Genomic DNA, 23,600 nt, shown 5'->3' on the forward strand with positions numbered 1-23,600 from the left:
TGCGCGTGCCCGAGATCGCATGTCGAAGAAGTCCCTGTTCAAGGCGCTGACCGAGACCGGCCCGTTGATCGCGCTGGGGACGGCGCTTGCGATTCTGGTCTCGGTCGCGGGACCCGCTTCGGCGCAGTTCTTCAACTTCCCCGGCTTTGGTGGACCGCCACAACGCTCGGCTCCGCCACCACAGCGGGGCGGCGGCGGAGGCGGAGGCGGTTGGTTCGGCGGCGACTTCTTTGCCCCCTTCCAGCAGCAACAGCCGCAGGCGCCGCGCCAGGATTTTTCGCGCGCGCCGGCGCCGGCCAAGCGCGACACCGTCCCTGAGAAGAACGTGCTGGTGCTCGGCGACGCCATGGCCGACTGGCTCGCTTACGGCCTGGAAGACGCCTACGCCGAGCAGCCCGACATGGGCGTGATCCGCAAGCACAAGACCGTTTCAGGCCTGATCAAGTACCAGCCGAAGGGTGAGCCTTCGGACTGGGCGGCGGCGGCAAGGGGCATCCTCGAAACCGAAAAGCCCGACGTCATCGTCGTCATGCTCGGCCTCAACGACCGCGCCGCGATCCGCGAGCCCGCCCCTGAGAAGACGGACAAGGCGGCAACCGACAAGGACAAGAAGAACGACAAGGGCGCGCGCGGCAAGCCACCGGCCAAGCCGGGCGAGACGAAGCCCGGCACCGACAGCGCCGCCAAGCCCGACGACAAGCCTGCCGATGCCGACCTGCCGCAGGACGACGCCGACAATGCCGACACGCCGGCGGCCGTGCCGGAAAAGACGGCCCGCAATCCCAACGGCCTCTACGAATTCCGCGACGAGCGCTGGATCGAGCTCTATGGCAAGAAGATCGAGGAGCTCGCCAATATCCTGAAGTCCAAGGGCGTGCCGGTGCTCTGGGTCGGCCTGCCCGCGGTGCGCGGACCCAAGGGCACCGCGGACACGCTGTTCCTGGACTCGCTCTATCGCGAGGGCGCGGCCAAGGCCGGCATCACCTATGTCGACGTCTGGGACGGCTTTGTCGACGAAGCCGGCCGCTTCCTGCAGAAGGGCCCGGACTTCGAAGGCCAGATCCGCCAGCTCCGCAGTTCTGACGGCGTCTATTTCACCAAGCCCGGCGCGCGCAAGCTGGCGCATTATGTCGAGCGCGAGATCACGCGCCTCCTGGCCGGCCGCTCCGGCCCGATCGCGCTGCCGAGCGAGCCTGCGACCCCCGATACCAGCGCCGAGCCGGGCAAGCCCGCGCCGCGGCCGCTGGCGGGACCGATCGTGCCGCTGATCGCGGCCTCGATCTCGACCGATCAATTGCTGGGCGGCCCGGGCTCGCGGCCCGCCGCCGTCGATGCACTCGCCGCAAAGACGATGGTGAAGGGCGAGCCTCTGGCCGCTCCGGCCGGCCGCGCCGACGACTATGCCTGGCCGCGCCGCGAAGTCGGCCGCGAGCAGGCCAAGGGTGATACCCCGATGGCCGCGACGACGCCTGAGGGCAATGTCGCGTCTCCCGGAGCACCGGGAGGGGCCGCAGCCGTCGCACCGCCGAAGCTCGCGCCGAAGAAGCCGCCGGCGCCGCAGCAACCGGCCCAGGCGACGCCTTCAATCCGTGATTTCTTCGGCTTCGGCTCTCCGCAGCCACCCCCGCGTCAACTGACGCCCGCGCCCGGGCCGCGCAATCCGGCACAGAATAATCCCGCGATGCCGCGTCCGCCGGGTAATGTCGGGCGAGCGGCGGAAGTGATCAGGTGATTTTTTGAACTGCGGTTTTGCGTCCCGCCCATGAGGACTCTCATGGCGTTGCTCGCCCCGCATGGATGACGTCAGCAAAGAACGGTCCCGGCTCAGCAGCGCACCACAATGTGATGCGCTGCGTCCGGGGCACCCAGAATGCGTTTTGTCGCCTGGCCCTTAAAGCATGATCCGGAAAAGTGCGAAGCGGTTTTCCGGAAAGATCATGCGCAAACAACAACCTAAAGCGCGATGACGATTCATCCAAATCTCATCGCGCTTTAGAGCTTCGGTTCTGATCGAATCAGAACCGAAGCTCTAGATTCTTGTTTTGACGCGTTTTCTTCACGCGAACCGGTGTCCACTTCGCTCAACGCTCTAGGATTTCGGCTCGTAACCCGGCACCCATTTTTCATGCTGGGGCAGATCATCCTCGATCGTCCACCACGGCGCGCGTGACGAGGTGAAGACGTGCAGGCGGGGCCTGACTTGCGGATCATCGTCGAGCAGGCCGGCGGGAATGCTGACGGTCGGAAGATAGCTCGCCTTGCCCGGCGTCAGGCAGCCGCAAATCTTGCAGCGATGGCGGAAACTGCCCGGCGCGGATTCGTAAGCCACGGTCGCGTCCTCGCCCGCCACGAAGCGAAACTTGTCGGCATCGACATGGGCGTAGGTTGCGAAGGCCGCGCCGGTCAGCTTGCGGCAATTGGTGCAGTGGCAGTGCGTCAGCGCGCGCACCCGATCGATCTCGAAACGCACGGCGCCGCACAGACAGCTTCCACGAATCATCAAGACCTCCCCCCGCGCGACCTCTCCTGGGCCGATTGCGCTCCGAGCCTCATTCGTTCGAATGAGACTACCGCGTCTCCAGCATGGCGACGCGGATGCCGAGATAGATGAAGAGACCGCCCAGCGCGCGATTGACCCAGGCGATCGCGCCTTCGGACTGGCGCAGCCGGTGAGCGGCTTTCGCCGCGAACGCCGCCAGCACCAGGCACCACAGCGTTCCCGTGAAGATGAAGATCAGGCCCAGCGTCAGGAAGGCGATCGGCTTGTGCGGCGAATCGGCTGCGACGAATTGCGGCAGGAAGGCCAGGAAGAACAGCGCGACCTTGGGATTGAGTGCGTTGGTGAAGACGCCCTGGAGGAAGACCCGCCGCAGCGAGCTCCGCTCGGCTTCATCCTTCACCGCCGTCAGCACCGGCTGCGACCACAGCATCTGCAATCCCGTGACGACCAGATAGGCCGCGCCGACCAGCTTCAGGATCGAGAAGGCGGTGGATGAAGCCATCAACAAAGCCGAAAGGCCGATCGCTGCGCCAGCAACGTGAACAAAGCAGCCGCAACTGATGCCGAATGCGGCGGCGGCCCCGCCCCGCCAGCCCATCTGCATGCTGCGGCCGATGACGTAGACCGAGTCCGGCCCCGGCGTGATGTTGAGCAGCACGCCCGACAGGATGAACAGCCAGATTTCGTGAATGCCCAACATATGTGACGTGCCCTCACCGTCGGCCCCGGCGCACGGCTTAGTCGGTTCGTCCCTCTCCGTCCACCACCGGGATTGCGGAGGATTTACCTCGAATTTGCAGTGCGGATCCTACTATCGCTCGGCCGCATCTGCTCTATAAAGGCAAGGTTCTTGAAATGCGGGATTCGAGGCGACCGCCACGTCGTGGCCGGTCTGTCCTCCCTTGGAGCTCCGAGAATATGGAAAGACGTCTGGCTGCCATCGTCTGCGCCGATGTCGCCGGCTATTCGCGCATGATGGGCAACGACGAGGCCGGCACCCATGCCGCCTTCAAGGCTCATCGTGCCGCGATCCACCCCATCATCCTCAATCACGGCGGCCGCGTCGTGAAGAACACCGGCGACGGCTTCCTGCTGGAGTTCCCCTCCATCGTCGGCGCCACCGAGGCCGCGATCGCGATGCAGACGCTGATGGCGGAGCGCAATCACCATCTTCCCGCCGACCGCGCCATGCAGTTCCGCCTCGGCATCCACATGGGCGACGTCATCGCCGACGAGGACGAGGTGTTCGGTGACGATGTCAACATTGCCGTCCGGCTGGAATCGGTGGCGAGCCCCGGCGGTTTCGCGATCTCGGCCAAGGCCTATCGCGAAGCCAGCAAGCATCTCGCCGTGCCGCTGGTCGATGCCGGCAACCATCGCTTCAAGAACATCAAGGATCCGCTCGGGGTCTTTACCTGGACGCCCGAGGGCGCACCGGCGCTCGCGCCCGAGCTCCGGGAGGCATCCACCCTCTCGCAACAATACCGCACCGCGATCGTCGGCGTGCTGCCCTTCGCCAATCTCAGCGACGCCCAGGACGAATATTTCTCCGACGGCCTCACCGAGGATCTGATCCACGCGCTGTCGCTGCAATCATTCTATCGCGTGCTGAGTCGCAACTCGACCTTCGCCTTCAAGGGCAAGAACACCAGCACGCGCCTGATCGCGCGCGAGATCGACGCCACCTATCTGATCCAGGGCTCGGTGCGGCGCGCCGGCGCCAAGATCCGCGTCACCGCCGAGCTGATCGCCCCGGAGACCGGCGAGCAGCTCTGGACCGGCCGCTACGACCGCGACATCGGCGATCTCTTCGCGATGCAGGACGAGATCACCACCAATTTGTCCGCCGCCATCGCCACCGAGATCGTCCGGGCGGAAGCCTCGGCGCCGGCGCGGCTCTCGACCGACGTGACCGCCTGGGACCGCTTCCTCAAGGGCCTGTCGCATTATTACAGGCAGACCAAGGAAGACCTGGCCGCCGCGGTCGACCTATTCCGGCAGGCCATCAGGCTCGATCCAAAACTGTCGATTGCGCACGCCTATCTCGCCACGATCCAGATCCAGAGCATCCAGTTCGGCTGGGTCAAGGGCACGCGCGAGATGTGGGCCGAGGCGATGAGCCTCGCCGAAACCAGCGTCCGGCTCGACCCGCGCTCCTCCTTCGCGTTCTCGATCCTGTCATGGGCGCATGCCATGGAGGGGCATTACGAGGCCGCGATGGACGCCGCCAAGCGGGCAGTCGCGCTCAACCCTTATGACAACGGCGCACGCGGCGTGCTCGGCATCTGCCATTTCGTCATCGGCGAGCACCGCGAGGCGATCGAGCTGTTTTCGATGGCCGCGCAGCGCGACAACAGCGACCCGCGCTATCAATGGGCGGCGCTGAACGCCTTCAGCCATTATTTGTTGCGCCAATATGACGCGACCCTGTCATGGGCGCGCGAGCAGCTTTACGTCAACCCCAACCACATGCAGGCGCTGGCGATCCGCGCCGCGGCCCTGGCCCAATTGGGGCGGACCGCCGAGGCGAGCGAGGCAACCTCGGTGCTGATGCGCAATTACCCGACCCTCAATCTCGATCGTCACTTGCGCAACTTCCATTGGAAGAAGCCCGAGAATCTCGCCCATTATCGCGAGGGGCTGCTGAAGGCCGGCGTGCCGCTCGGCAAGCTGACCCTGGTCCAGAGCGACGTCAAACGCGCCGCCGAATCCTGACGGGCGGGCCGCGAGGCCCCCGGTCGGTCCCGCATTCTTGGCCGGAACACGCCCGCTTTTGTTGACAGGACAGTGAATTCGGCCACACTTCGCCACACGCTCAAGTAGTATAGCTTGCTGTCGGTTTGTTAGGACTTTCCGCGCTTGATCGGCGCGCCATTTCACGATTCGCCGTTTTCAGGATTTTGGGCCATGCACGACCCCGCTTCAAAACCGCCATTCGCCCCGTCGATCCAGGTCTCGCCGAACAATCCCTGCCCGTTCCTGCGCGGCCTCGTCGGCGAAGGCTTCGTCGAGGGCGGCACTGTCCCGCTCGGCAAGCTGTCCGAGACCATCGCGAATGCGACCGGCGAGACCGGGCTGAAAAAGGCCTCTGCTCGCTTCCAGGTCCGCGGCGTTGCGCTGATCGCCAACGGTCTCGGTCACATCCTCAAGAGCATCTTCTCGGGCGCACAGCTCGACGCGCTGCGCGGCGGTCCGCTGGACAAGCGCGGCGCCGGCTCGCGCATCCTCGGCGTCGACGGCAAGGTCAACGAAGACGAGATCGCGCGGTTCGCCAGTTTCGGCCGGACTTACACCGACCCGAACGGCGGCTCCGAACCGGGCCTCAACGCCTCGGAAATCGACGTCTTCATGCGCGACAACCTCAAGCGCGCCGGCAGCGCCGCGCGCTGGTACTACCCGCTGCTGATGAAGTTCGAATGGCCGATCCTCCTGAAGATCATCGGCAAGGGTACGGGCGAGGATCGCTATCTCAGCGTCGCCGACGTGCGCACGCTGTTCAACGAGCGCCAATTCCCCGCGCGGATCAACCAGCTTCTGGTGCCGCCGGCGCTGTCGACCTGCCAGCGCGTGGTGCGCGGCGCCCTCAAGCTTGCCGCCCTGCTGGTTGCCATTGGCCTCGTTGCGCTTGTCGCGGTGGCCGAATTCCCCAACCAGGTCCGCGCCATGCTGCCGCAAAAGGGCATCCTGGTGAACCTTCTGCCGCCGCCCTTGCCCACGGTCCCCGCGACGAAGGCAGCTTTCTGGCTCGACCAGAACTGGTCGCTGAAGGACCGGCACTGGTTCCATCATGCCAGCCAGGGTACCGCGACCTTCCCGGTGCCCTATGAATGGTTCATGGCGCTGGAGCAGCCGCGCCTGCATCTGCTCTCGAAGCCGGGCATGATGAAGGACAGCGCCTATCTCGAACGCTTCGGTTTCATCCCGAGCCCGCAGTCGATCCAGACCGACACGACGACGTTGCGCCGCTTCGGTTACGCCAACGTCTATGAGACGACGCAGGTGCCGGACTGGTCGACCAGGTGGACGCCGGCGGAGAACGTCGACGGCCTGCCGGTCGGCTTCGCGCGGATGACCGGCGTCGTCGATCCCGCGACCGGCCGTCGCGAGGAGGACAAGATCGGACTGACCTGCTCGGCCTGCCACACCGGCCAGATCCATTACCAGGGCGTGGATGTCCGCTTCGACGGCGGCCCGGCGATGACCGACCTCAAGAAGCTGGAGCTCTCCACCGGCCTGTCGATCGCCTACACGCTGTACGTTCCGTTCCGCTTCAACCGCTTTGCCGACCGCGTGCTCGGCCCTGACGCCAGCAAGGCGGACCGCGCCGCGCTCAAGCAGAAGCTCAGCGCGATCGGCACATTCCTGATCGACTGGGCGAAGACCCAGCAGAAGACGGTTGAAGGCAAGAAGACCTGGAACGGCAGGCAGCAGCAGGACACCGAGGAAGGGTTCGGCCGCCTCGACGCTCTCAATCGCATCGGAAACCAAGTCTTCTCGCAGGACCTCGCGCTCAGCGGGGTCAAGGGATTCGAGAAGAACCTGCACGCCCAGGACGCGCCGGTCAGCTACCCCGCGATCTGGACCGTGCCCTGGTTCAAGTTCGCCCAATATGACGCCTCGATCGAGCAGCCGCTGATCCGCAATGCCGGCGAAGCGCTCGGCGTCACCGCGCTGCTCAATCTGTCCGACGCCTATCCGGAGGACCGGCTGTGGCGCTCTTCGGTGAACATCAGGACGCTCGGCTGGATCGAGGACATGCTCCGAGGCCCCGATCCGTTCAAGTCGCCCGATCCCAAGAAGACGTTCGGCGGCCTGCGTTCGCCGCAATGGCCGTCGCAGATCCTCGGTGACGCCTGGAGGATCGATCAGAAGAAGGCCGAAAATGGCCGCAAGATCTACGAGGAGATGTGCTCGGGATGTCACCTGCCAGCCGTCAACACCGACGCGTTCTGGTCCTCGTCGCATTGGGAGCCGAGCGGCGACAGCAAGGTGCTGAACGCCGTCACGATCCCGCTCAAGGAGATCAGCACCGATCCCGAGCAGTCGCTCGTGCTCAGCAACAGGATCGTCGATGTGCCCAGCTTCCTGAAGGTGAATACGGCCGACCTCCAGACATGGTGGCAATGCGACATCCCGACCGCGAGCAAGTCGCCCAATGAGATGGTCTATGCGCTCGGCCTCATGACGGTGGTCGATCTGGTCGCCCGCAAATGGATGGACGACGAGAAGGTCCCGGAGGCGGAACGCGCGAAAATGTGGAATCTGGCGCGCAAGAACTGTCTTAATCCGGCGCCTGATCCGCGCTATCGCGCGCGGCCCCTGAACGGCATCTGGGCCACGGCGCCCTACTTGCACAACGGCTCGGTGCCTTCGCTATATTGGCTGCTGAAGCCGGCCAGCGAGCGCCCCACCAAATTCTGCATGGGCCGCCGCGATTATGATCCCGTGACCGTCGGCTTTGCCGTCACCGCAAACGAGAAATGCAAGACGGGCGAAACCGAGTTCTCGGCAATGGGATCCGACGGCCAGCCGATCCAGGGCAACAGCGTGCTCGGCCATTCCTTCGAACGCAAGCCCGGCGAGCCGAAGCGCGACGGCGTCATCGGCCGCGAGTTCAAGGACGATGCCGAGCGCTACGATCTGATCGAGTATCTGAAGACGCTGTAGGGCGACCAGAGATCTTCGTCGCCGTCATGGCCGGGCTTGTCCCGGCCATCCACGTCTTGCTCCGCGGCACAAAGACCGTGGATGCCCGGGACAAGCCCGGGCATGACGGAGTTTGCAGCACCTGACGCGCCCCCTCACTTGAACAGCGGCGTGCCCGGCACGAAGGCGTCGAAGGCGGCCCAGAACTGGGAGCGATAGCGGTCCTGCTCCTGGAGGATCTCGTGCTTTGAGCCGGCGATCACCAGATGGGAGCCGGCGCGCAAATGATAGGCGAACTCCTCGATCGCCGCGGTCGAGACCACGGTGTCGTTGGAGGCCGCCAGCATCAGGATCGGCTGGCGGATCTGCGAGGGATAGTTCACGCCCTTGAAGGTGTGCATCGCCCGGAAGGCGGTATCGGCCCAGGCAACCGTCGGCGATGCCAGCCCGAGGGTCGGATCCTCCTCCAGGATCGCGGCATTGCGGGCATAGCGGACGGGATCGCTGGTCACGGGATTGTTGATGAAGGGATCGAGCCCGGTGATGCGGTCGCTGCCGCCGGGGACGTAACGGCCGCCCTGCCCGAGCAGGCGCATCGTCTTCAGCAACGCACGCACCGGAAACGAGGTGGTGCGGCCGGGGAGGTCGATCATCGGCGCCGACAGCACCATGCGGTCGAACCAGCGCTTGCCCGCATGCGCCACCCGCAGCATGACCGTGCCGCCCATGGAGTGCGCCAGCGCGAAGAACGGTGGCGGGCAATCCGGCAGCACCACCTGCTGCACGAAGGCCTCGACGTCGATCTCGAAATCGGAGAAATCGCGCACATAGCCCTTGCGCGGGTCGCGCAGGCGGCGCGAGGAGTGACCCTGCCCGCGCCAGTCGATCATCGCCACCGCAAAGCCGCGGTCGCGCAGGTCGCGCACGGTCTCGAAATATTTCTCGATCTGCTCGCTGCGCCCGGTGAAGACGCAGACCGTGCCCTTGCGGCCAGCCGGCGGCGCCCAGCGCGCAAAGCGCAGCTCGACGCCATCGGGGGTCTTGATGGTGCCGCTGACGACGTTTTCGGGAACGGGGTTGGACGGGATCGAGACCAGCGTCATATTGGAGGTGCTTGGGCGGCAAGTGCTGCAAATCAAGGGGCCAAAGCGCCGAAAAGGCGCAAATGCCGCCCTCTTGAACGCCGTCTCGCTCCACCCATATCACCTTCGTGCAGGCCGCTACCAGTGTTTCGGAACCGGAACATCAGGCTGCACACAGACGAAAGCCCGGCCCGATTGGCGGGCGGGTTGCCAAACAGTCGCTCAATGGAGGACTTGACCATGCGTAGCTACGATCTCACCCCGTTTTATCGTTCCACCGTCGGCTTCGACCGCCTCTTCAACCTGCTCGACCAGGCCAGCTCGGACGGAAGCCCCGGTTATCCCCCCTATAACATCGAGCGTACCGGCGAGAACACCTACCGCATCACCGTTGCGGTTTCGGGCTTTGCCAAGGACGAGCTCTCCATCGTCGCGAAGGAAAATACGCTGACGATCAAGGGCGAGAAGGTCGCCAACGAGAACTCGAAGTCCGAAGTGCTGTATCGCGGCATCGCCGCCCGCGCCTTCGAGCGTGCCTTCCAGCTTGCCGACTTCGTGCAGGTGAAGGACGCCTCGCTCGAGAACGGTCTGCTTCACGTCGATCTCGTTCGCGAGATTCCCGAGGCGAAGAAACCGCGCCAGATCGCGATCAATACCAGCGCGCCGAAAGCGCAGGTGATCGAGAACTCGGCCGCGCAAGCCGCCGCGTAAATCCCGCGTCACTTCCAGGTTTGAGAAAACGCCCCGGTGCCCCGGGGCGTTTTTTTCGTGCGCGGAAGGAATACCGAACGACGGACATTCCATACCTTGCCGGAGCTCAACGATTGCGAACGGCGTAGCCGAATTATTGCGCCGCATCACAGAGCGGTGAACCGGCGTAACCACACCGCCCTGCGCCTCGTCATTTGGATATCGAACCCAAAACAAGACGGAGAACGACCATGACTTTCTGGCGCAGCCTTTTCGTCGCCGCGAGCCTTTTGGCAGCCCCCCTCAGCCTCGCTCACGCACAGACGCCGCAAACGGTGAAGGCGAAGAACGTCGTGCTGGTGCACGGCGCCTGGGCCGACGGCTCGAGCTGGTCGGAGGTGATCCCGATCCTCCAGGCCGCAGGCCTGCATGTCACGTCCGTACAGAACCCGCTGTCCTCGCTCTCCGACTCCGTCGAGGCGACGAAGCGCGCACTGGCCGAGCAGGATGGGCCGACCGTGCTGGTCGCCCATTCCTGGGGCGGCACCGTGATCAGCCAAGTGGGTACCGATCCGAAGGTGACCGGACTCGTCTATGTCGCCGCCCGCGCGCCCGATGCGGACGAGGATTTCGTCGCGCTGTCGAAGCAGTTTCCGACCGGCCCGGTGCGCGCCGGCATTGTCGAGCGCGATGGTTACACCAAGCTCTCGGAGGATTCGTTCCTGAAGTATTTCGCCAATGGCGTGAAGCCGGAGCAGGCCAGGGAGCTCTACGCGGTGCAATGGCCGACGGCCGCCTCGATCTTCGCCGGCCGCACCACGGAGGCGGCATGGCGCGCCAAGCCGAGCTGGTACGCCGTGTCGAAGAACGACTACACCATCAATCCCGATCTCGAACGCTTCCTTGCCAAGCGCATGAACGCCACCACGGTCGAGCTCGACGCCGGCCACCTCTCGCTGGTGTCGCACCCGAAGGAAGTCGCGAATCTGATCCTGGAGGCTGCGGGGTATCCGCGGAGCTGAGGAACGATCGCCTCATGCAACAAAGGCGCCTGCGCATTCTCAGGCGCCTTTTGTTTTGTTCAGCTTCCTCCCCGATGTCGTTCCTGCGAACGCAGGGACGACAGCGTGGGTGGGGCCAGCACCGTCGCACCACACCCGCAGGACTAATCCAGCCCCTGTGCAGCCGGCATCTCCTGCGTCGGCAGGATCGTCGGGGCCGGCTTGGCCTGGCCGACGGTAGGAGCCGGGGCCTGCGGGGCCGCCTCCGCGGGCTTTGCCTGCGCGGCTGCGGTCTGCTGTGGGGCCTGAGGCGCTTGCACCTGCTGCGGCGCGGGTTCCACCGCCTTGGTGGCGGCAACCGGCGTCTCGCCGCGTCGCGGGGCGGCCTTGGGCAGCGGCACGGTGCGGCTCGCGACATGCGGGATCGCGGCCGGCGGCCGCGGCGGACCGCTGCGGATCACGGTCGGCGGCGGCAGCGCGGTCTGCGGCCCATACGGCGCGACCGCACGCTCCTCGTAGGGCGGCGCCATGCCGTAGGCGTCGGCGGCGGGCATGAAACGCAAAATCCGCCCGTCGCGGGCATCGATCACCAGCCGACCGTCGTCGCCGCGGCGGTCGATCACCGCGATGGTGTAGACATTGCCGCGCAGGCGCGGGATGCCGAGCGGCGAGAAGCCGTTGTCGCGCAGCACGGCATAGACCTCGGTGGCCGGCAGCAGCGCCGGCCCCGGGCCGCCCTCCTCGTAGCCATAGCTGTAGCCTTGGCCGTAACCATAGCCTTGGCCGTAACGAGGCGGCGGGGGCGGCGCGGCTTCGGCCGGCGCATAGGGACCGTCGAAATCCGACACCGCGATCACCGCCCCTCTCGCGATACCGCTTGCGGGAACTTGGGCCGAAACCTGCCGCTGCCCGGCGCTCATGGCGAATGCCAGCGTGGCGGCAGCCACACATCCTGTGAAAAACTTCATCGATCGACACGCTCCTGTCAGGCCCCCGAAGCCTCGCGCTCTTTCGCTTCTTGCGGCGTGGCGCGCCTTTCGAAGGGCTGATCCGAAGCTTCACTGGGGATTCCGGCGTCCACAGGGCCGGATCGGGGCGCGTTTACTTCAAAACCGCGGCTGCGCAACTTTTGGAAAGCGATCGATTGACTTATCGGGAATCGGGACTTCCGCGCGCTTGTGTGATAGACAAAAATTTGGCAAGGTGATGGTTAGGACAGGAAGACTGTCTCATTTTGCTTGCGGTTCCCGGCATAGGGATTGCAGCGAAAACCGGTGCTTTCGAGCACCATAAGGCAACGGGCAAAGCCGTTCTCGGGGACGAAGAACGCCTTGGCCCGAATTTAAGAAAATGCGGCTCGCGAGTGGACGAGCGGTGACCCAGAGGCGGGTGCCGCGGAACGCCCAAGGTGCGCCGCTGATGGCGGTGAGACAGCTTGCCGCACGGAGAGGACAGGAACAATGAACGGGTCGCAATTCGAGCGCGCAAACATCGTGGCAGAAGAACTGTCGGCGACGGTCGCCTCGAAAACGACCGATCCGATCACCTCACCGATTCAAGAGCATAATTCGCGCCCCACAGCCGAAGGCCTGTACGATCCGAGCCTGGAGAAGGACTCCTGCGGCGTCGGCTTCATCGCCAACATCAAGGGCCAGAAGTCGCACGCGATCGTCTCGGACGCGCTGAGCATCCTCTGCAATCTCGAGCACCGCGGCGCCGTCGGCGCCGACCCGCGCGCCGGTGACGGCGCCGGCATCCTGGTGCAGATCCCGCACGCCTTCTTCAGTCGCAAGGCTGGGGAAATCGGCTTCGCGCTGCCGGCGCCCGGCGAATACGCCATCGGCGCGCTGTTCATGCCGCGCGACACCGCCTGGCGCAACGTCATCAAGAGCATCATCGCCGACCAGATCAAGGAAGAGGGCCTGACCCTGCTCGGCTGGCGCGACGTGCCGACCGACAATTCCTCGCTCGGCGTCACCGTGAAGCCGACCGAGCCCGCCTGCATGCAGGTGTTCATCGGTCGCAACGGCACCGCCAAGACCGAGGACGAGTTCGAGCGCCGGCTCTACATCCTGCGCAAGTCGATCTCGCAGGCGATCTACCAGCGCCGCGACCGCGGCCTCGCCGGCTATTACCCCTGCTCGATGTCCTGCCGCACCGTGATCTACAAGGGCATGTTCCTGGCCGACCAGCTCGGCAAGTACTATCCCGATCTGCACGAGAAGGATTTCGAGAGCGCGCTCGCGCTGGTTCACCAGCGCTTCTCGACCAACACTTTCCCGGCCTGGTCGCTGGCGCATCCCTACCGCATGATCGCGCACAACGGCGAGATCAACACGCTGCGCGGCAACACCAACTGGATGGCGGCACGCCAGGCCTCGGTGAGCTCCGAGCTCTACGGCAAGGACATCAACCGGCTCTGGCCCATCTCCTATGAGGGACAGTCGGACACCGCCTGTTTCGACAACGCGCTCGAATTCCTGGTGCAGGGCGGCTACTCGCTGCCGCACGCCGTCATGATGATGATTCCGGAGGCGTGGGCCGGCAATCCCTTGATGGATGAGAAGCGCCGCGCCTTCTACGAATATCACGCCGCGCTGATGGAGCCGTGGGACGGTCCCGCCGCGATCGCCTTCACCGACGGCCGCCAGATCGGCGCCACGCTCGACCGCAACGGCCTCAGGCCCGCGCGCTATCTCGTCACCAAGGACGACCGCATCGTGATGGCGTCCGAGATGGGCGTGCTGACGATCCCCGAGGACCAGATCATCACCAAGTGGCGCCTGCAGCCCGGCAAGATGCTGCTGGTCGACCTCGAGCAGGGTCGTCTCATTCCCGACGACGAGATCAAGGCCGAGCTTGCCAAGAGCCACCCCTACAAGGAGTGGCTGGAGCGGACCCAGATCGTGCTGGAGGAGCTGCCGAAGGTCCCGACCACAGGCGCGCGCTCCAATCTGTCGCTGCTCGATCGCCAGCAGGCGTTCGGCTACAGCCAGGAAGACATCACCATCCTGATGACGCCGATGGCGGCCACGGGCGAAGAAGCCGCGGGCTCGATGGGCAACGACACGCCGATCTCGGCTCTGTCGGACAAGGCCAAGCCGCTCTTCACCTACTTCAAGCAGAACTTCGCGCAGGTCACCAACCCGCCGATCGACCCGATCCGCGAGGAGTTGGTGATGAGCCTCGTCTCCATCATCGGACCGCGGCCGAACCTTTTCGACCTGCAGGGCATGGCCACGACCAAGCGTCTCGAAGTGCGCCAGCCGATCCTGACCGACGCGGACCTGGAGAAGATCCGCTCGATCTCCGACGTCGCCGACACCCACTTCAAGTCACGCACGCTGGACACCACCTTCCACGCCGGCCTCGGCGCGGCCGGCATGGACCAGGTGCTCGACGAGCTTTGCGCGCGCGCGGAAAGCGCGGTGCGCGAGGGCGTCAACATCATCATCCTGTCCGACCGCATGGTCGGCACCGATCGTGTGCCGATCCCGTCGCTGCTGGCCTGCGCCGCCGTGCATCATCATTTGATCCGCACTGGCTTGCGCACCTCGGTCGGCCTCGTCGTCGAATCCGGCGAGCCGCGCGAAGTGCATCATTTCGCCTGCCTGGCCGGCTACGGCGCCGAGGCGATCAATCCGTACCTGGCGTTCGAGACCATCATCGCGATGAAGGACCGCCTGCCCGGCTCGCTCGACGACTACGAGATCGTCAAGCGCTACATCAAGTCGATCGGCAAGGGCCTTCTCAAGGTGATGTCCAAGATGGGCATCTCGACCTACCAGTCCTATTGCGGCGCGCAGATCTTTGACGCGGTCGGCCTGAAGGCTGATTTCGTCGCAAAGTTCTTCGCGGGAACGCATACCCGCGTCGAGGGCGTCGGCCTTGGCGAGATCGCCGAGGAAGCCGTGCGCCGTCATGCCGACGCGTTCGGCGAGGCGCAGGTCTACAAGACTTCGCTCGACGTCGGCGGCGAATATGCCTATCGCAGCCGCGGCGAGGACCACGCCTGGACCGCCGAATCGGTGTCGCTGCTGCAGCACGCCGCGCGCGGTAATTCGCAGGAGCGCTATCGCGCCTTCGCCAAGATCCTCAACGAGCAGTCGGAGCGCCTTTTAACGCTGCGCGGCCTGTTCCGGATCAAGAACGCGGAGGAGGAGAAGCGCAAGCCGATCCCGATCGACCAGGTCGAGCCGGCCAAGGACATCGTCAAGCGTTTCGCCACCGGTGCGATGAGCTTCGGCTCGATCTCGCGCGAGGCGCACACCACGCTCGCGATTGCCATGAACCGGATCGGCGGCAAGTCGAACACCGGTGAAGGCGGCGAGGAAGCCGACCGCTTCAAGCCGATGCCGAACGGCGATTCCATGCGCTCGGCGATCAAGCAGGTCGCCTCCGGCCGCTTCGGCGTCACCACGGAGTATCTCGTCAACTCCGACATGATGCAGATCAAGATGGCGCAGGGTGCCAAGCCCGGCGAAGGCGGCCAGCTGCCCGGCCACAAGGTCGACGCGACCATCGCCAAGGTGCGTCACTCGACCCCGGGCGTCGGCCTGATCTCGCCGCCGCCGCACCACGACATCTACTCGATCGAGGATCTGGCGCAGCTGATCTACGACCTCAAGAACGTCAACCCGACGGGCGACGTTTCGGTCAAGCTCGTCTCCGAGATCGGCGTCGGCACGGTCGCCGCGGGCGTCGCCAAGGCCCGCGCCGACCATGTCACCATCGCGGGCTTCGAGGGCGGCACCGGTGCATCGCCCCTGACTTCGATCAAGCATGCCGGCTCTCCGTGGGAGATCGGCCTTGCCGAAACCCACCAGACCCTGGTGCGCGAGCGGCTGCGCAGCCGCATCGTGGTCCAGGTCGACGGCGGCTTCCGCACCGGCCGTGACGTCGTGATCGGCGCGCTGCTCGGGGCCGACGAGTTCGGCTTCGCTACCGCGCCCTTGATTGCGGCCGGCTGCATCATGATGCGCAAGTGCCATCTCAACACCTGCCCGGTCGGCGTCGCGACCCAGGATCCCGTGCTGCGCAAGCGCTTCACCGGCCAACCCGAGCACGTCATCAACTACTTCTTCTTCGTCGCGGAAGAAGTCCGCGAGATCATGGCCTCGCTCGGCTTCCGCAGCTTCAACGAGATGGTCGGCCAGGTTCAGCTGCTCGACCAGACCAAGCTGGTCGCGCACTGGAAGGCCAAGGGCCTCGACTTCTCCAAGCTGTTCGTCAAGCAGAAGGAAGAGAAGGGCCAGAAGATCTATCACTCCGAGCGCCAGAACCATCATCTGGAAGCCGTGCTCGACCGCACGCTGATCGAGCAGGCCAAGCCTGCGCTCGACCGCGGCGCGCCGGTGAAGATCGAGGCTGCGATCAACAGCACCAACCGCTCCGCCGGTGCGATGCTGTCGGGCGCGGTCGCCAAGATCTACGGCCACGCCGGCCTGCCGCATGACACCATCCATGTCAGCCTCAAGGGCACCGCCGGCCAGGCCTTCGGCGCCTGGCTCGCCCACGGCGTCACCTTCGAGCTCGAGGGTGAAGGCAACGACTATGTCGGCAAGGGCCTCTCGGGCGGCAAGATCATCGTCAAGCCGCCGAAGAACTCCGCGATCGTGCCGGAAGAGAGCATCATCGTCGGCAACACCGTGATGTACGGCGCCATTCAGGGCGAGTGCTACTTCCGCGGCATTGCCGGCGAACGTTTTGCGGTGCGCAATTCGGGCGCCGTCGCGGTGGTCGAGGGCGCGGGCGATCATTGCTGCGAATACATGACCGGCGGCATCGTGGTCGTGCTCGGCAAGACCGGGCGCAATTTCGCGGCCGGCATGTCCGGCGGCATCGCCTATGTGCTCGACGAGACCGGTGACTTCGACAAGCTGTGCAACATGGCGATGGTCGAGCTCGAGCCGGTGCTGTCGGAAGAACTGATCAACGCCGGCACCTATCACGCCAGCGGCGATCTCGAGGCCCATGGCCGGGTCGACGTGTTCAAGGATCTGCTCGCCTCCGACGTCGAGCGGCTGCACGTCCTGATCACGCGCCATGCGAAAGCCACCGGCTCCAAGCGCGCCGCCGACATTCTCGCCAATTGGAAGGACTGGCTGCCCAAATTCCGCAAGGTGATGCCGGTCGAGTACCGGCGCGCGCTGCGCGAAATGGCCGCCAACGCGGACGCCGAGCCGAAAATCGCGATCGGGGCGTAAGAAAAAGGCCCTCATGGTGAGGAGCGCAAGGCGCGTCTCGAACCATGAGGTCACCATCCGGGCCTCTATCCTTCGAGACGCGGCGCGAAACGCGCGCCGCTCCTCAGGATGAGGAGTGAGAGAACAAAGAACTTAAGCGGCAGGGACTTCGGGTTTAATGGGCAAGATCACGGGTTTTCTGGAAATCGAACGGCATGACCGCAAGTACACCCCGGTCGCCGAGCGCGTGAAGCACTACAAGGAATTCGTCGTTCCCCTCTCCGAGAAAGAGGTGCGCGACCAGGCGGCGCGCTGCATGAACTGCGGCATTCCCTATTGCCACGGCACCGGCTCGGTCGCGCCCGGCACGCCCGGCTGCCCGGTCAACAACCAGATCCCCGACTGGAACGACCTCGTCTACCAGGGCAATTGGGAAGAGGCCTCGCGCAATCTGCACTCGACCAACAATTTCCCGGAGTTCACGGGGCGCATCTGCCCGGCACCGTGCGAAGCCTCCTGCACGCTGAACATCGACGACAACCCGGTCACCATCAAGACCATCGAATGCGCGATCGTCGACCGCGCCTGGGACAATGGCTGGCTGAAGCCTGAAGTCGCTGCGGTGAAGACCGGCAAGAAGGTCGCCGTGATCGGCTCGGGTCCGGCCGGCATGGCCTGCGCGCAGCAGCTCGCCCGCGCCGGCCACGACGTGCACCTGTTCGAGAAGTACGCCAAGGCCGGCGGCCTGCTGCGCTACGGCATCCCCGACTTCAAGATGGAGAAGGGCGTCATCGACCGCCGCGTCAAGCAGATGGAAGGCGAAGGCGTCACCTTCCACTACAACAGCCATGTCGGCGCTGACGGCAATGTCGATCCGCGCGAGATGCTCAACGAGTACGACGCCGTGGCGCTGACCGGCGGCGCGGAAGCGCCGCGCGACCTGCCGATCCCCGGCCGCGACCTCGCCGGCATCCACTACGCCATGGACTTCCTGCCGCAGCAGAACCGCCGCGTCTCCGAGGAGCCGCTCGGCGGCGTCCAGGAGATTCTTGCGGGCGGCAAGCACGTCGTCGTCATCGGCGGCGGCGATACCGGATCCGACTGCATCGGCACCTCGCTGCGCCAGGGCGCGCTCTCGGTGACCCAGCTCGAGATCATGCCCGCTCCTCCTGAGCGCGAGAACAAGGGCCTGACCTGGCCGAACTGGCCACTGAAGATGCGGACGTCCTCCAGCCAGGCCGAAGGCGCGGTGCGCGAGTTCGCCGTGCTGACCCAGAAGTTTTCCGGCGAGGACGGAAAGGTCAAGAAGCTGCACTGCGTGCACGTCGACGACAAGTTCAAGCCGATTGCCGGCACCGAGTTCGAGCTCGAGGCCGAGCTCGTCCTGCTCGCCATGGGCTTCGTCCATCCCGTGCACGAGGGTCTGCTCAAGCTGCTCTCGGTCGAGCTCGACCCGCGCGGCAACGTCAAGGCCAACACGCTGGACTACCAGACCTCGCGCCCGAACGTGTTCACCGCCGGCGACATGCGCCGCGGCCAGTCGCTGGTGGTCTGGGCCATCCGCGAGGGCCGGCTGTGTGCGCGGTCGATCGACACGTTCCTGATGGGGAAGACGGATCTGCCGCGGTAGGGTCTGTCATTCCGGGGCGCGCCACTTGGCGCGAGCCCGGAATCCATCAGGCCCCAGCACTCATGGATGAATGGATTCCGGGCTCACGCTTCGCGCGCCCCGGAATGACGATCGGAGAGAGAGCCGTGCCTTCGGCTTTGTCTCATGAGACGCGCAAGCGTACCGCTCTCAATTCTGCAGCCTCACCCCCACCAACACCACCGTCCCCTGCGAGCTCGATCCCGGCTGGTTCGAATCCAGGATGTCGTGGCGCAGCGTGCCCTTGACCCAGATGTTGCGGTTGAGCTTGTAGATCAGATTGCCTTCGAGCGAGTAAGTCTTGTCGTTGCGGTTCTGGCCCTGGTAGTCGAGCGTGCCGTAGGTGAACTTGCCGACAGCGGTGAGCCAGCGGCGGAAATCGTGATCGACTTCGGCCGCGTAGGTGCGCACCAGCACGCCCGAGGAGCCGGGGACCGTGGTCTCGGCGATCTGCGTGTCGGTGACGAATTTCACCGTGGTGAGGCCGCTCGCGTTCCAGATCAGCGAGCCCGAGGTCAGGAAGCCCGACAGCTGGCTGAGACGCGGATCGGTGTAATTGCGCGCGGAATAGCCGACCGAGATCTCGCCGGTGAGGATGCGCGAGAACTCGAAGGACGAGCCGACCTTGGCGTAGCCGCCGTTCGAATCGCGCAAATAGCCGTTGCGGTCGGCGGCCTGGTCGTGGACGCGGGTGTCGCCCTGGATCTCGACGAACGGCTTCAGGCCCGGCTTGAGGTCGTAGGAGAAGCGCCCGATGCCGCCATACTGGTTGAAGTCGCGATCGTTGTTGCTGAAGGTCGAGCCGTCAGTGAGCTTGGAGTCCGTGTAGGCGGTGCGATCGACCGTGGCGCCGGCGGCGACCTGGAAGCGGTTGAAGGTCTGGTCGAAGCCGACAGTGGTGCCGTAGGCGGCGTAGACAGGATATTTCTGCAGGCCGGCCTGCACGTTCGGGCTGCCGGGATTGTCCGTGGCGAGCCGCAGGCGCGCCTGCCCGGTCAGCTTGAGATCGCGGCTGACGTCGAGGCGGCCGTCGACATGGCCGGTGAAGTCGGGGCGATCGGCTTCGACCGGCGAAGGCGAGGCAAAGCCGTCGATCGTCGCCGGCATGTTGTTGGTGTAGCCGGAGAACGAGCCGCGCAAATCAGCCACCAGCGCGTGGCGCTCCCAGTCCGATGCCACCAGCAGATCCGGAGCGACGACATAGACCGGGGAGCCGACCGGCTTGTTCAGGCGCGTGGGATTGGTGTCGTAGCCGGTTGAGAGCTCGAGCCCACCCTTGATCAGGAAACTGCCGGCGTAGTCGCCGACGGCGCCGAACGGATCGTCATCCGCCTTGAGGCGGCGGCGCAGCGGCTGGCCGGGCACGGTGCCCGCCATCGCTGCCGGCACCGGCGCCTTGTTCGCGGAGGCCGATGGCGGCGGCGCGATCTTGGGGAGGCCGAGCGTCGACGGCGGCGGCGCTGTGGTCGGCGCCGGCGAGCCGGGACCGGCGGCGCGCTTCGGCTTCGGCTGACCCGGATAGAGCTTGGGTTGCTGTCGCTTGCGGTTGAGCGAATCGTAGCCGGAGCTGCTCGCGCCGGTGGCGGCCGGCAGGCCGTAAGTCGGGACCTGACCGATGCGCGAGGCCGCCGGCTTCTCGCGGGCCTTGCGCGGATCGGCACTGGGATCGGGCAGCGCCGGCAACGCATCCGACGGCGCCTGCGGCACGCCCGCCGTGCGGCGCGTCGGCAGCGTCTCGGGCGAGGCGAAGCCGCCGCGGTTGGGATTGAACAGGTCGGGCGTGAGGCTCTGGGCGGCTGCGGGAGCGCTTGTGAGGGCCGTCAGCGCAAGACCCGGCACAAGGCACGGCAGAACAGCGCGCAGAACTTGCGCGCGTTTGCTCCGGCCGGTGCCTGGAGACGACCCCACGATGGAATAACTCCAACGAAATCAAACACTTTCACGATCATCCCCACGACGACGCGGGAACCATCGTTAATGGAGTTAAAACAATTATGGTTAATGACCCGTTGAGGGCCCCGGCGGGCTCGTCGCGTCCGGAGGCGCGGCGTGCTAAGCAGGCGCCGACCGGGCGAATGCCCCCTCCTCCCTGGACCAGAACATGCCGAGTTCGAAACCGCTGATGACCGCATCATCCGGACCCATTCCCGACAGCGTCGAATCCGCGCTCCGCACCCTGGAGACGGAGAGCGGCGGCATCAACGCGCTCGCAGCCGCACTGCGCGGTCCGCTTGGCGAGGCGTTTGCCAAGACCGTCGACCTGATCCGCAACGCCAAGGGCCGCGTCATCGTCACCGGGCTCGGCAAGTCGGGCCATATGGGGCGCAAGATCGCCGCGACGCTGGCCTCGACCGGCACGCCCGCCTTCTTCGTGCACGCCGCCGAAGCCGGTCATGGCGACCTCGGCATGATCACCACCGACGACGTCATCATGGCGCTGTCCTGGTCCGGCGAGCAGCCGGAGATGAAGAACGTCGTGAATTATTCCGCGCGGTTCGCGATTCCCATGATCGCGGTGACGTCGAACGCGGCGTCCTCGCTGGGACAAGCCGCCGACATCGTGATCGAGCTGCCGAAGGCGCGCGAGGCCTGCCCGCACAATCTGGCGCCGACCACCTCGACCATGATGCAGGTCGCGGTCGGCGACGCCATCGCGATCGCGCTGCTCGAAGGCCGCGGTTTCACGGCACTCGAGTTCGCGCATTTCCATCCCGGCGGCAAGCTGGGCGCGATGCTGAAATTCGTCCGCGACTACATGCGTACGGGCGCCGAGATCCCGGTCAAGCCGCTCGGCACCATGATGTCGGAGGCCGTGGTCGAGATGTCGGCCAAGGGTCTCGGCTGCGTCTGCATCGTCAACGACGCGAGCGAGGTCGCGGGCATCATCACCGACGGCGATCTGCGCCGCCACATGCGCCCGGACCTCCTGACGGCATCAGTCGACGAGATCATGACGAAGCAGCCGAAGACGGTGCCGCCCTCGATGCTCGCCACCGAGATGATCGAGGTGCTGAACACCCGCAAGATCACGACGCTGGTCGTGACCGAGGCGGGCAAGGTGGTGGGCATCGTGCATCTGCACGACCTGCTGCGGGCCGGCGTGGCGTAAGGTTTACCCGTCATCCCGGGGCAGCGCGAAGCGATGAGCCCGGGATCCATCGGGCCGCGGGGTTTCTGTCGCTATGGCTTCCGGGCTCGCGCCAAGTGCGCGCCCCGGAATGACGGTGTGCGTGTGGCCTGCAACTGCCTCCCCATCGTCGGTTAGAGCGCAACCGGAAACCGCGCCGCATTCTCCTCCAGCGGCAGCTGCAACCCATTCGCCAGATACGACACCGTGCGGTAGAAACCGCACAAGAGCATGATCTCCAGGATCTGCGCCTCGTCGTAGTTCACCGACAGAGCGGCAAACTCCTCGTCGCTCAACGTCGCGCGGCGATGCAACGCGTCGACCACCGCGATCAGCGCCTGCTCGGCCGGCGACCAACACGGTGAGGTCGCATCGCCCTGCACGGTGGCCCTGACCTCTTCCTCAGTCAGTTTCGCCGGCGCGGCAAAGATCGCGACATGGACGCCCCACTCGTACTCGCATCGGTTCAGCGCGCAGGTGCGATCGATGACGATCTCGCGCTGACGCAGGGAGAGCGGGCCGGGATCGAGCAGGCCGCCGGCCCGAAACTTGTCCCAGGCACGGCCGTGGCCCGCCATCACACGGAACAGCATCAGCGGCGGCGCGCCGCGCATGATGCGATCGAACTGCGCCTGGATCTCCGGGGGATAAGGCGGCGCGAGCGGGGCGATGCGCGGTATGGCTTCGGACATGGGCCAATTCCCTTGCTACATTTATCGTAGCACAACGCTACACTATCTGTAGCGACACGCAAGGGACCGCCGATGGCGAAACAGGCCGACTCCAAGACACGTAGCGTCCGCGGCTCGCGCACGGGCCGCCCGATCATGGTGCTGCTCGACCTGCTCGGCCGGCGCTGGAGCCTGCGAATACTCTGGGAGTTGCGCGGCGAGCCCCTCACCTCCCGCGCCTTGCGCACCGCCTGCGACGACGCCTCGCCCACGGTGCTGCAGGCGCGGCTGACGGAGCTGCGCGAGGCGGGCTTCGTGGAGCTTGAAGAGGGCGGAGGTTATGGGCTGACGGCGCTGGGGCGGGAGCTGTGCGAGACGTTTATGCCGCTACACCGGTTTGCAGAGCGGTGGAGGAGCTCGTCCCCCTCTCCCCGCTTGCGGGGAGAGGGTCGGGGTGAGGGGGGGCCTCCGCGCAGACGGTGAGAGACGGACTCGCGGAGACTCCCCCTCACCCGGATTGCATCTGCGATGCAATCCGGCCTCTCCCCGCAAGCGGGGAGAGACGAAGAATCCTCACGCCGCCGCCACCGTCAGATTCGCACCGTCCACCTGCACCACCTTCACCCGCGTTCCGGCCGGCGTATCCGGACCTGCGACGCGCCAGACGGTGTCGCCGATGCGCATGGTGCCGCTGCCGTCGACGATCGGCTTCTCCAGCGTGAACTCGCGCCCGAGCAGCGCATCGGCGCGCTTGTTGAGGAACGGACTGGCGCTCGCATCCGGCTTCGGCCGCGCAAGCCGACGCCACACCGGCACGGCGGCAGCGGCAAACACTGCGAACATCACGAGCTGGATCTGCCACGACAGGACGACCGTGAACGAGATCAGGCCGACGAGCAGCGCAGCGAGCCCGAGCCAGAACAGGAAGACACCCGGCGCGAGCACCTCCAGCGCCATCAGGATGAAGCCGAAGATCAGCCAGTTCCAGGTGCCGAGCGATACGAACATGTCGGTCATGACACGACCTTCTATCATAGCGCATGCCCCTGC

16 protein-coding genes are annotated in these 23,600 nt (G+C 65.6%); 9 read left to right on the forward strand and 7 right to left on the reverse strand.

The features are described from left to right. The first annotated feature begins 19 nt into the window (after positions 1-19). A complete protein-coding gene (locus TSA1_RS08265; protein WP_100175923.1) occupies positions 20-1,732 on the forward strand; it encodes an SGNH/GDSL hydrolase family protein in 1,713 nt (570 codons plus the stop codon). Positions 1,733-2,089: 357 nt separating this feature from the next. Here the strand turns inward: TSA1_RS08265 and TSA1_RS08270 are convergent, their stop codons facing one another. Next, the gene (locus TSA1_RS08270; RefSeq protein ID WP_100175924.1) at positions 2,090-2,500 is read right to left on the reverse strand and encodes a GFA family protein; all 411 of its coding nucleotides are present in this window, start codon (positions 2,498-2,500) and stop codon (positions 2,090-2,092) included. 67 nt (positions 2,501-2,567) lie between these two features. Continuing rightward, complete coding sequence (locus TSA1_RS08275; protein ID WP_100175925.1) at positions 2,568-3,200, reverse strand: LysE family translocator; 633 nt, start codon at positions 3,198-3,200, stop codon at positions 2,568-2,570. A 218-nt stretch (positions 3,201-3,418) separates the two neighbouring features. Between TSA1_RS08275 and TSA1_RS08280 the strand changes: the two genes are divergently transcribed. Both TSA1_RS08280 and TSA1_RS08285 read left to right on the forward strand, forming a co-directional pair. Further along, positions 3,419-5,215: an adenylate/guanylate cyclase domain-containing protein gene (locus TSA1_RS08280; protein ID WP_174718817.1), complete on the forward strand. Its 1,797-nt coding sequence runs from the start codon at positions 3,419-3,421 to the stop codon at positions 5,213-5,215. A 192-nt stretch (positions 5,216-5,407) separates the two neighbouring features. Continuing rightward, positions 5,408-8,167 carry a di-heme-cytochrome C peroxidase gene (locus TSA1_RS08285; RefSeq protein WP_100175927.1) on the forward strand — a complete coding sequence of 920 codons (2,760 nt, stop codon included), beginning with the start codon at positions 5,408-5,410 and terminating at the stop codon, positions 8,165-8,167. A gap of 134 nt (positions 8,168-8,301) precedes the next feature. On the opposite strand, the gene TSA1_RS08290 is transcribed toward TSA1_RS08285, so the two are convergent. After that, entirely contained in the window at positions 8,302-9,249 is a 948-nt protein-coding gene (locus TSA1_RS08290) for an alpha/beta hydrolase (RefSeq protein ID WP_100175928.1), read from the reverse strand. A 219-nt stretch (positions 9,250-9,468) separates the two neighbouring features. Here TSA1_RS08290 and TSA1_RS08295 point away from each other — a divergent pair, with 219 nt between their 5' ends. Beyond that, the gene (locus TSA1_RS08295; RefSeq protein WP_174718818.1) at positions 9,469-9,939 is read left to right on the forward strand and encodes an Hsp20 family protein; all 471 of its coding nucleotides are present in this window, start codon (positions 9,469-9,471) and stop codon (positions 9,937-9,939) included. 230 nt (positions 9,940-10,169) lie between these two features. After that, entirely contained in the window at positions 10,170-10,940 is a 771-nt protein-coding gene (locus TSA1_RS08300; protein WP_100175930.1) for an alpha/beta fold hydrolase, read from the forward strand. Between the two features lie 143 nt (positions 10,941-11,083). Here the strand turns inward: TSA1_RS08300 and TSA1_RS08305 are convergent, their stop codons facing one another. Beyond that, on the reverse strand, positions 11,084-11,887 hold the full coding sequence (locus TSA1_RS08305; protein ID WP_100175931.1) for a hypothetical protein: 804 nt from the start codon (positions 11,885-11,887) through the stop codon (positions 11,084-11,086). A gap of 492 nt (positions 11,888-12,379) precedes the next feature. Here TSA1_RS08305 and gltB point away from each other — a divergent pair, with 492 nt between their 5' ends. Beyond that, on the forward strand, positions 12,380-17,125 hold the full coding sequence (gene gltB, locus TSA1_RS08310) for a glutamate synthase large subunit (RefSeq protein WP_100175932.1): 4,746 nt from the start codon (positions 12,380-12,382) through the stop codon (positions 17,123-17,125). Between the two features lie 157 nt (positions 17,126-17,282). Then, positions 17,283-18,734 carry a glutamate synthase subunit beta gene (locus TSA1_RS08315; protein ID WP_100175933.1) on the forward strand — a complete coding sequence of 484 codons (1,452 nt, stop codon included), beginning with the start codon at positions 17,283-17,285 and terminating at the stop codon, positions 18,732-18,734. A 168-nt stretch (positions 18,735-18,902) separates the two neighbouring features. Here TSA1_RS08315 and TSA1_RS08320 read toward each other — a convergent pair whose 3' ends face one another. Further along, the gene (locus tag TSA1_RS08320) at positions 18,903-20,660 is read right to left on the reverse strand and encodes an outer membrane beta-barrel protein (RefSeq protein ID WP_100175934.1); all 1,758 of its coding nucleotides are present in this window, start codon (positions 20,658-20,660) and stop codon (positions 18,903-18,905) included. Between the two features lie 193 nt (positions 20,661-20,853). Here TSA1_RS08320 and TSA1_RS08325 point away from each other — a divergent pair, with 193 nt between their 5' ends. After that, positions 20,854-21,861: a KpsF/GutQ family sugar-phosphate isomerase gene (locus TSA1_RS08325; protein WP_100175935.1), complete on the forward strand. Its 1,008-nt coding sequence runs from the start codon at positions 20,854-20,856 to the stop codon at positions 21,859-21,861. A 152-nt stretch (positions 21,862-22,013) separates the two neighbouring features. Here the strand turns inward: TSA1_RS08325 and TSA1_RS08330 are convergent, their stop codons facing one another. Continuing rightward, the gene (locus TSA1_RS08330) at positions 22,014-22,571 is read right to left on the reverse strand and encodes a carboxymuconolactone decarboxylase family protein (RefSeq protein ID WP_100175936.1); all 558 of its coding nucleotides are present in this window, start codon (positions 22,569-22,571) and stop codon (positions 22,014-22,016) included. 72 nt (positions 22,572-22,643) lie between these two features. On the opposite strand from TSA1_RS08330, the gene TSA1_RS08335 reads away from it, so the two are divergent. Next, the gene (locus TSA1_RS08335) at positions 22,644-23,033 is read left to right on the forward strand and encodes a winged helix-turn-helix transcriptional regulator (protein WP_100175937.1); all 390 of its coding nucleotides are present in this window, start codon (positions 22,644-22,646) and stop codon (positions 23,031-23,033) included. A 90-nt stretch (positions 23,034-23,123) separates the two neighbouring features. On the opposite strand, the gene TSA1_RS08340 is transcribed toward TSA1_RS08335, so the two are convergent. Next, positions 23,124-23,567 carry an NfeD family protein gene (locus TSA1_RS08340; protein WP_100175938.1) on the reverse strand — a complete coding sequence of 148 codons (444 nt, stop codon included), beginning with the start codon at positions 23,565-23,567 and terminating at the stop codon, positions 23,124-23,126. Between the last annotated feature and the right edge of the window lie 33 nt (positions 23,568-23,600).

This window comes from Bradyrhizobium nitroreducens (assembly GCF_002776695.1).
GTDB lineage: Bacteria > Pseudomonadota > Alphaproteobacteria > Rhizobiales > Xanthobacteraceae > Bradyrhizobium > Bradyrhizobium nitroreducens.

Coding starts and splice junctions, on each gene's coding strand:
- TSA1_RS08265 (WP_100175923.1), top strand. CDS start 20: ATGTCGAAGAAGTCCCTGTTCAAGGCGCTGACCGAGACCGGCCCGTTG.
- TSA1_RS08270 (WP_100175924.1), bottom strand. CDS start 2,500: ATGATTCGTGGAAGCTGTCTGTGCGGCGCCGTGCGTTTCGAGATCGAT.
- TSA1_RS08275 (WP_100175925.1), bottom strand. CDS start 3,200: ATGTTGGGCATTCACGAAATCTGGCTGTTCATCCTGTCGGGCGTGCTG.
- TSA1_RS08280 (WP_174718817.1), top strand. CDS start 3,419: ATGGAAAGACGTCTGGCTGCCATCGTCTGCGCCGATGTCGCCGGCTAT.
- TSA1_RS08285 (WP_100175927.1), top strand. CDS start 5,408: ATGCACGACCCCGCTTCAAAACCGCCATTCGCCCCGTCGATCCAGGTC.
- TSA1_RS08290 (WP_100175928.1), bottom strand. CDS start 9,249: ATGACGCTGGTCTCGATCCCGTCCAACCCCGTTCCCGAAAACGTCGTC.
- TSA1_RS08295 (WP_174718818.1), top strand. CDS start 9,469: ATGCGTAGCTACGATCTCACCCCGTTTTATCGTTCCACCGTCGGCTTC.
- TSA1_RS08300 (WP_100175930.1), top strand. CDS start 10,170: ATGACTTTCTGGCGCAGCCTTTTCGTCGCCGCGAGCCTTTTGGCAGCC.
- TSA1_RS08305 (WP_100175931.1), bottom strand. CDS start 11,887: ATGAAGTTTTTCACAGGATGTGTGGCTGCCGCCACGCTGGCATTCGCC.
- gltB (WP_100175932.1), top strand. CDS start 12,380: ATGAACGGGTCGCAATTCGAGCGCGCAAACATCGTGGCAGAAGAACTG.
- TSA1_RS08315 (WP_100175933.1), top strand. CDS start 17,283: ATGGGCAAGATCACGGGTTTTCTGGAAATCGAACGGCATGACCGCAAG.
- TSA1_RS08325 (WP_100175935.1), top strand. CDS start 20,854: ATGCCGAGTTCGAAACCGCTGATGACCGCATCATCCGGACCCATTCCC.
- TSA1_RS08330 (WP_100175936.1), bottom strand. CDS start 22,571: ATGTCCGAAGCCATACCGCGCATCGCCCCGCTCGCGCCGCCTTATCCC.
- TSA1_RS08335 (WP_100175937.1), top strand. CDS start 22,644: ATGGCGAAACAGGCCGACTCCAAGACACGTAGCGTCCGCGGCTCGCGC.
- TSA1_RS08340 (WP_100175938.1), bottom strand. CDS start 23,567: ATGACCGACATGTTCGTATCGCTCGGCACCTGGAACTGGCTGATCTTC.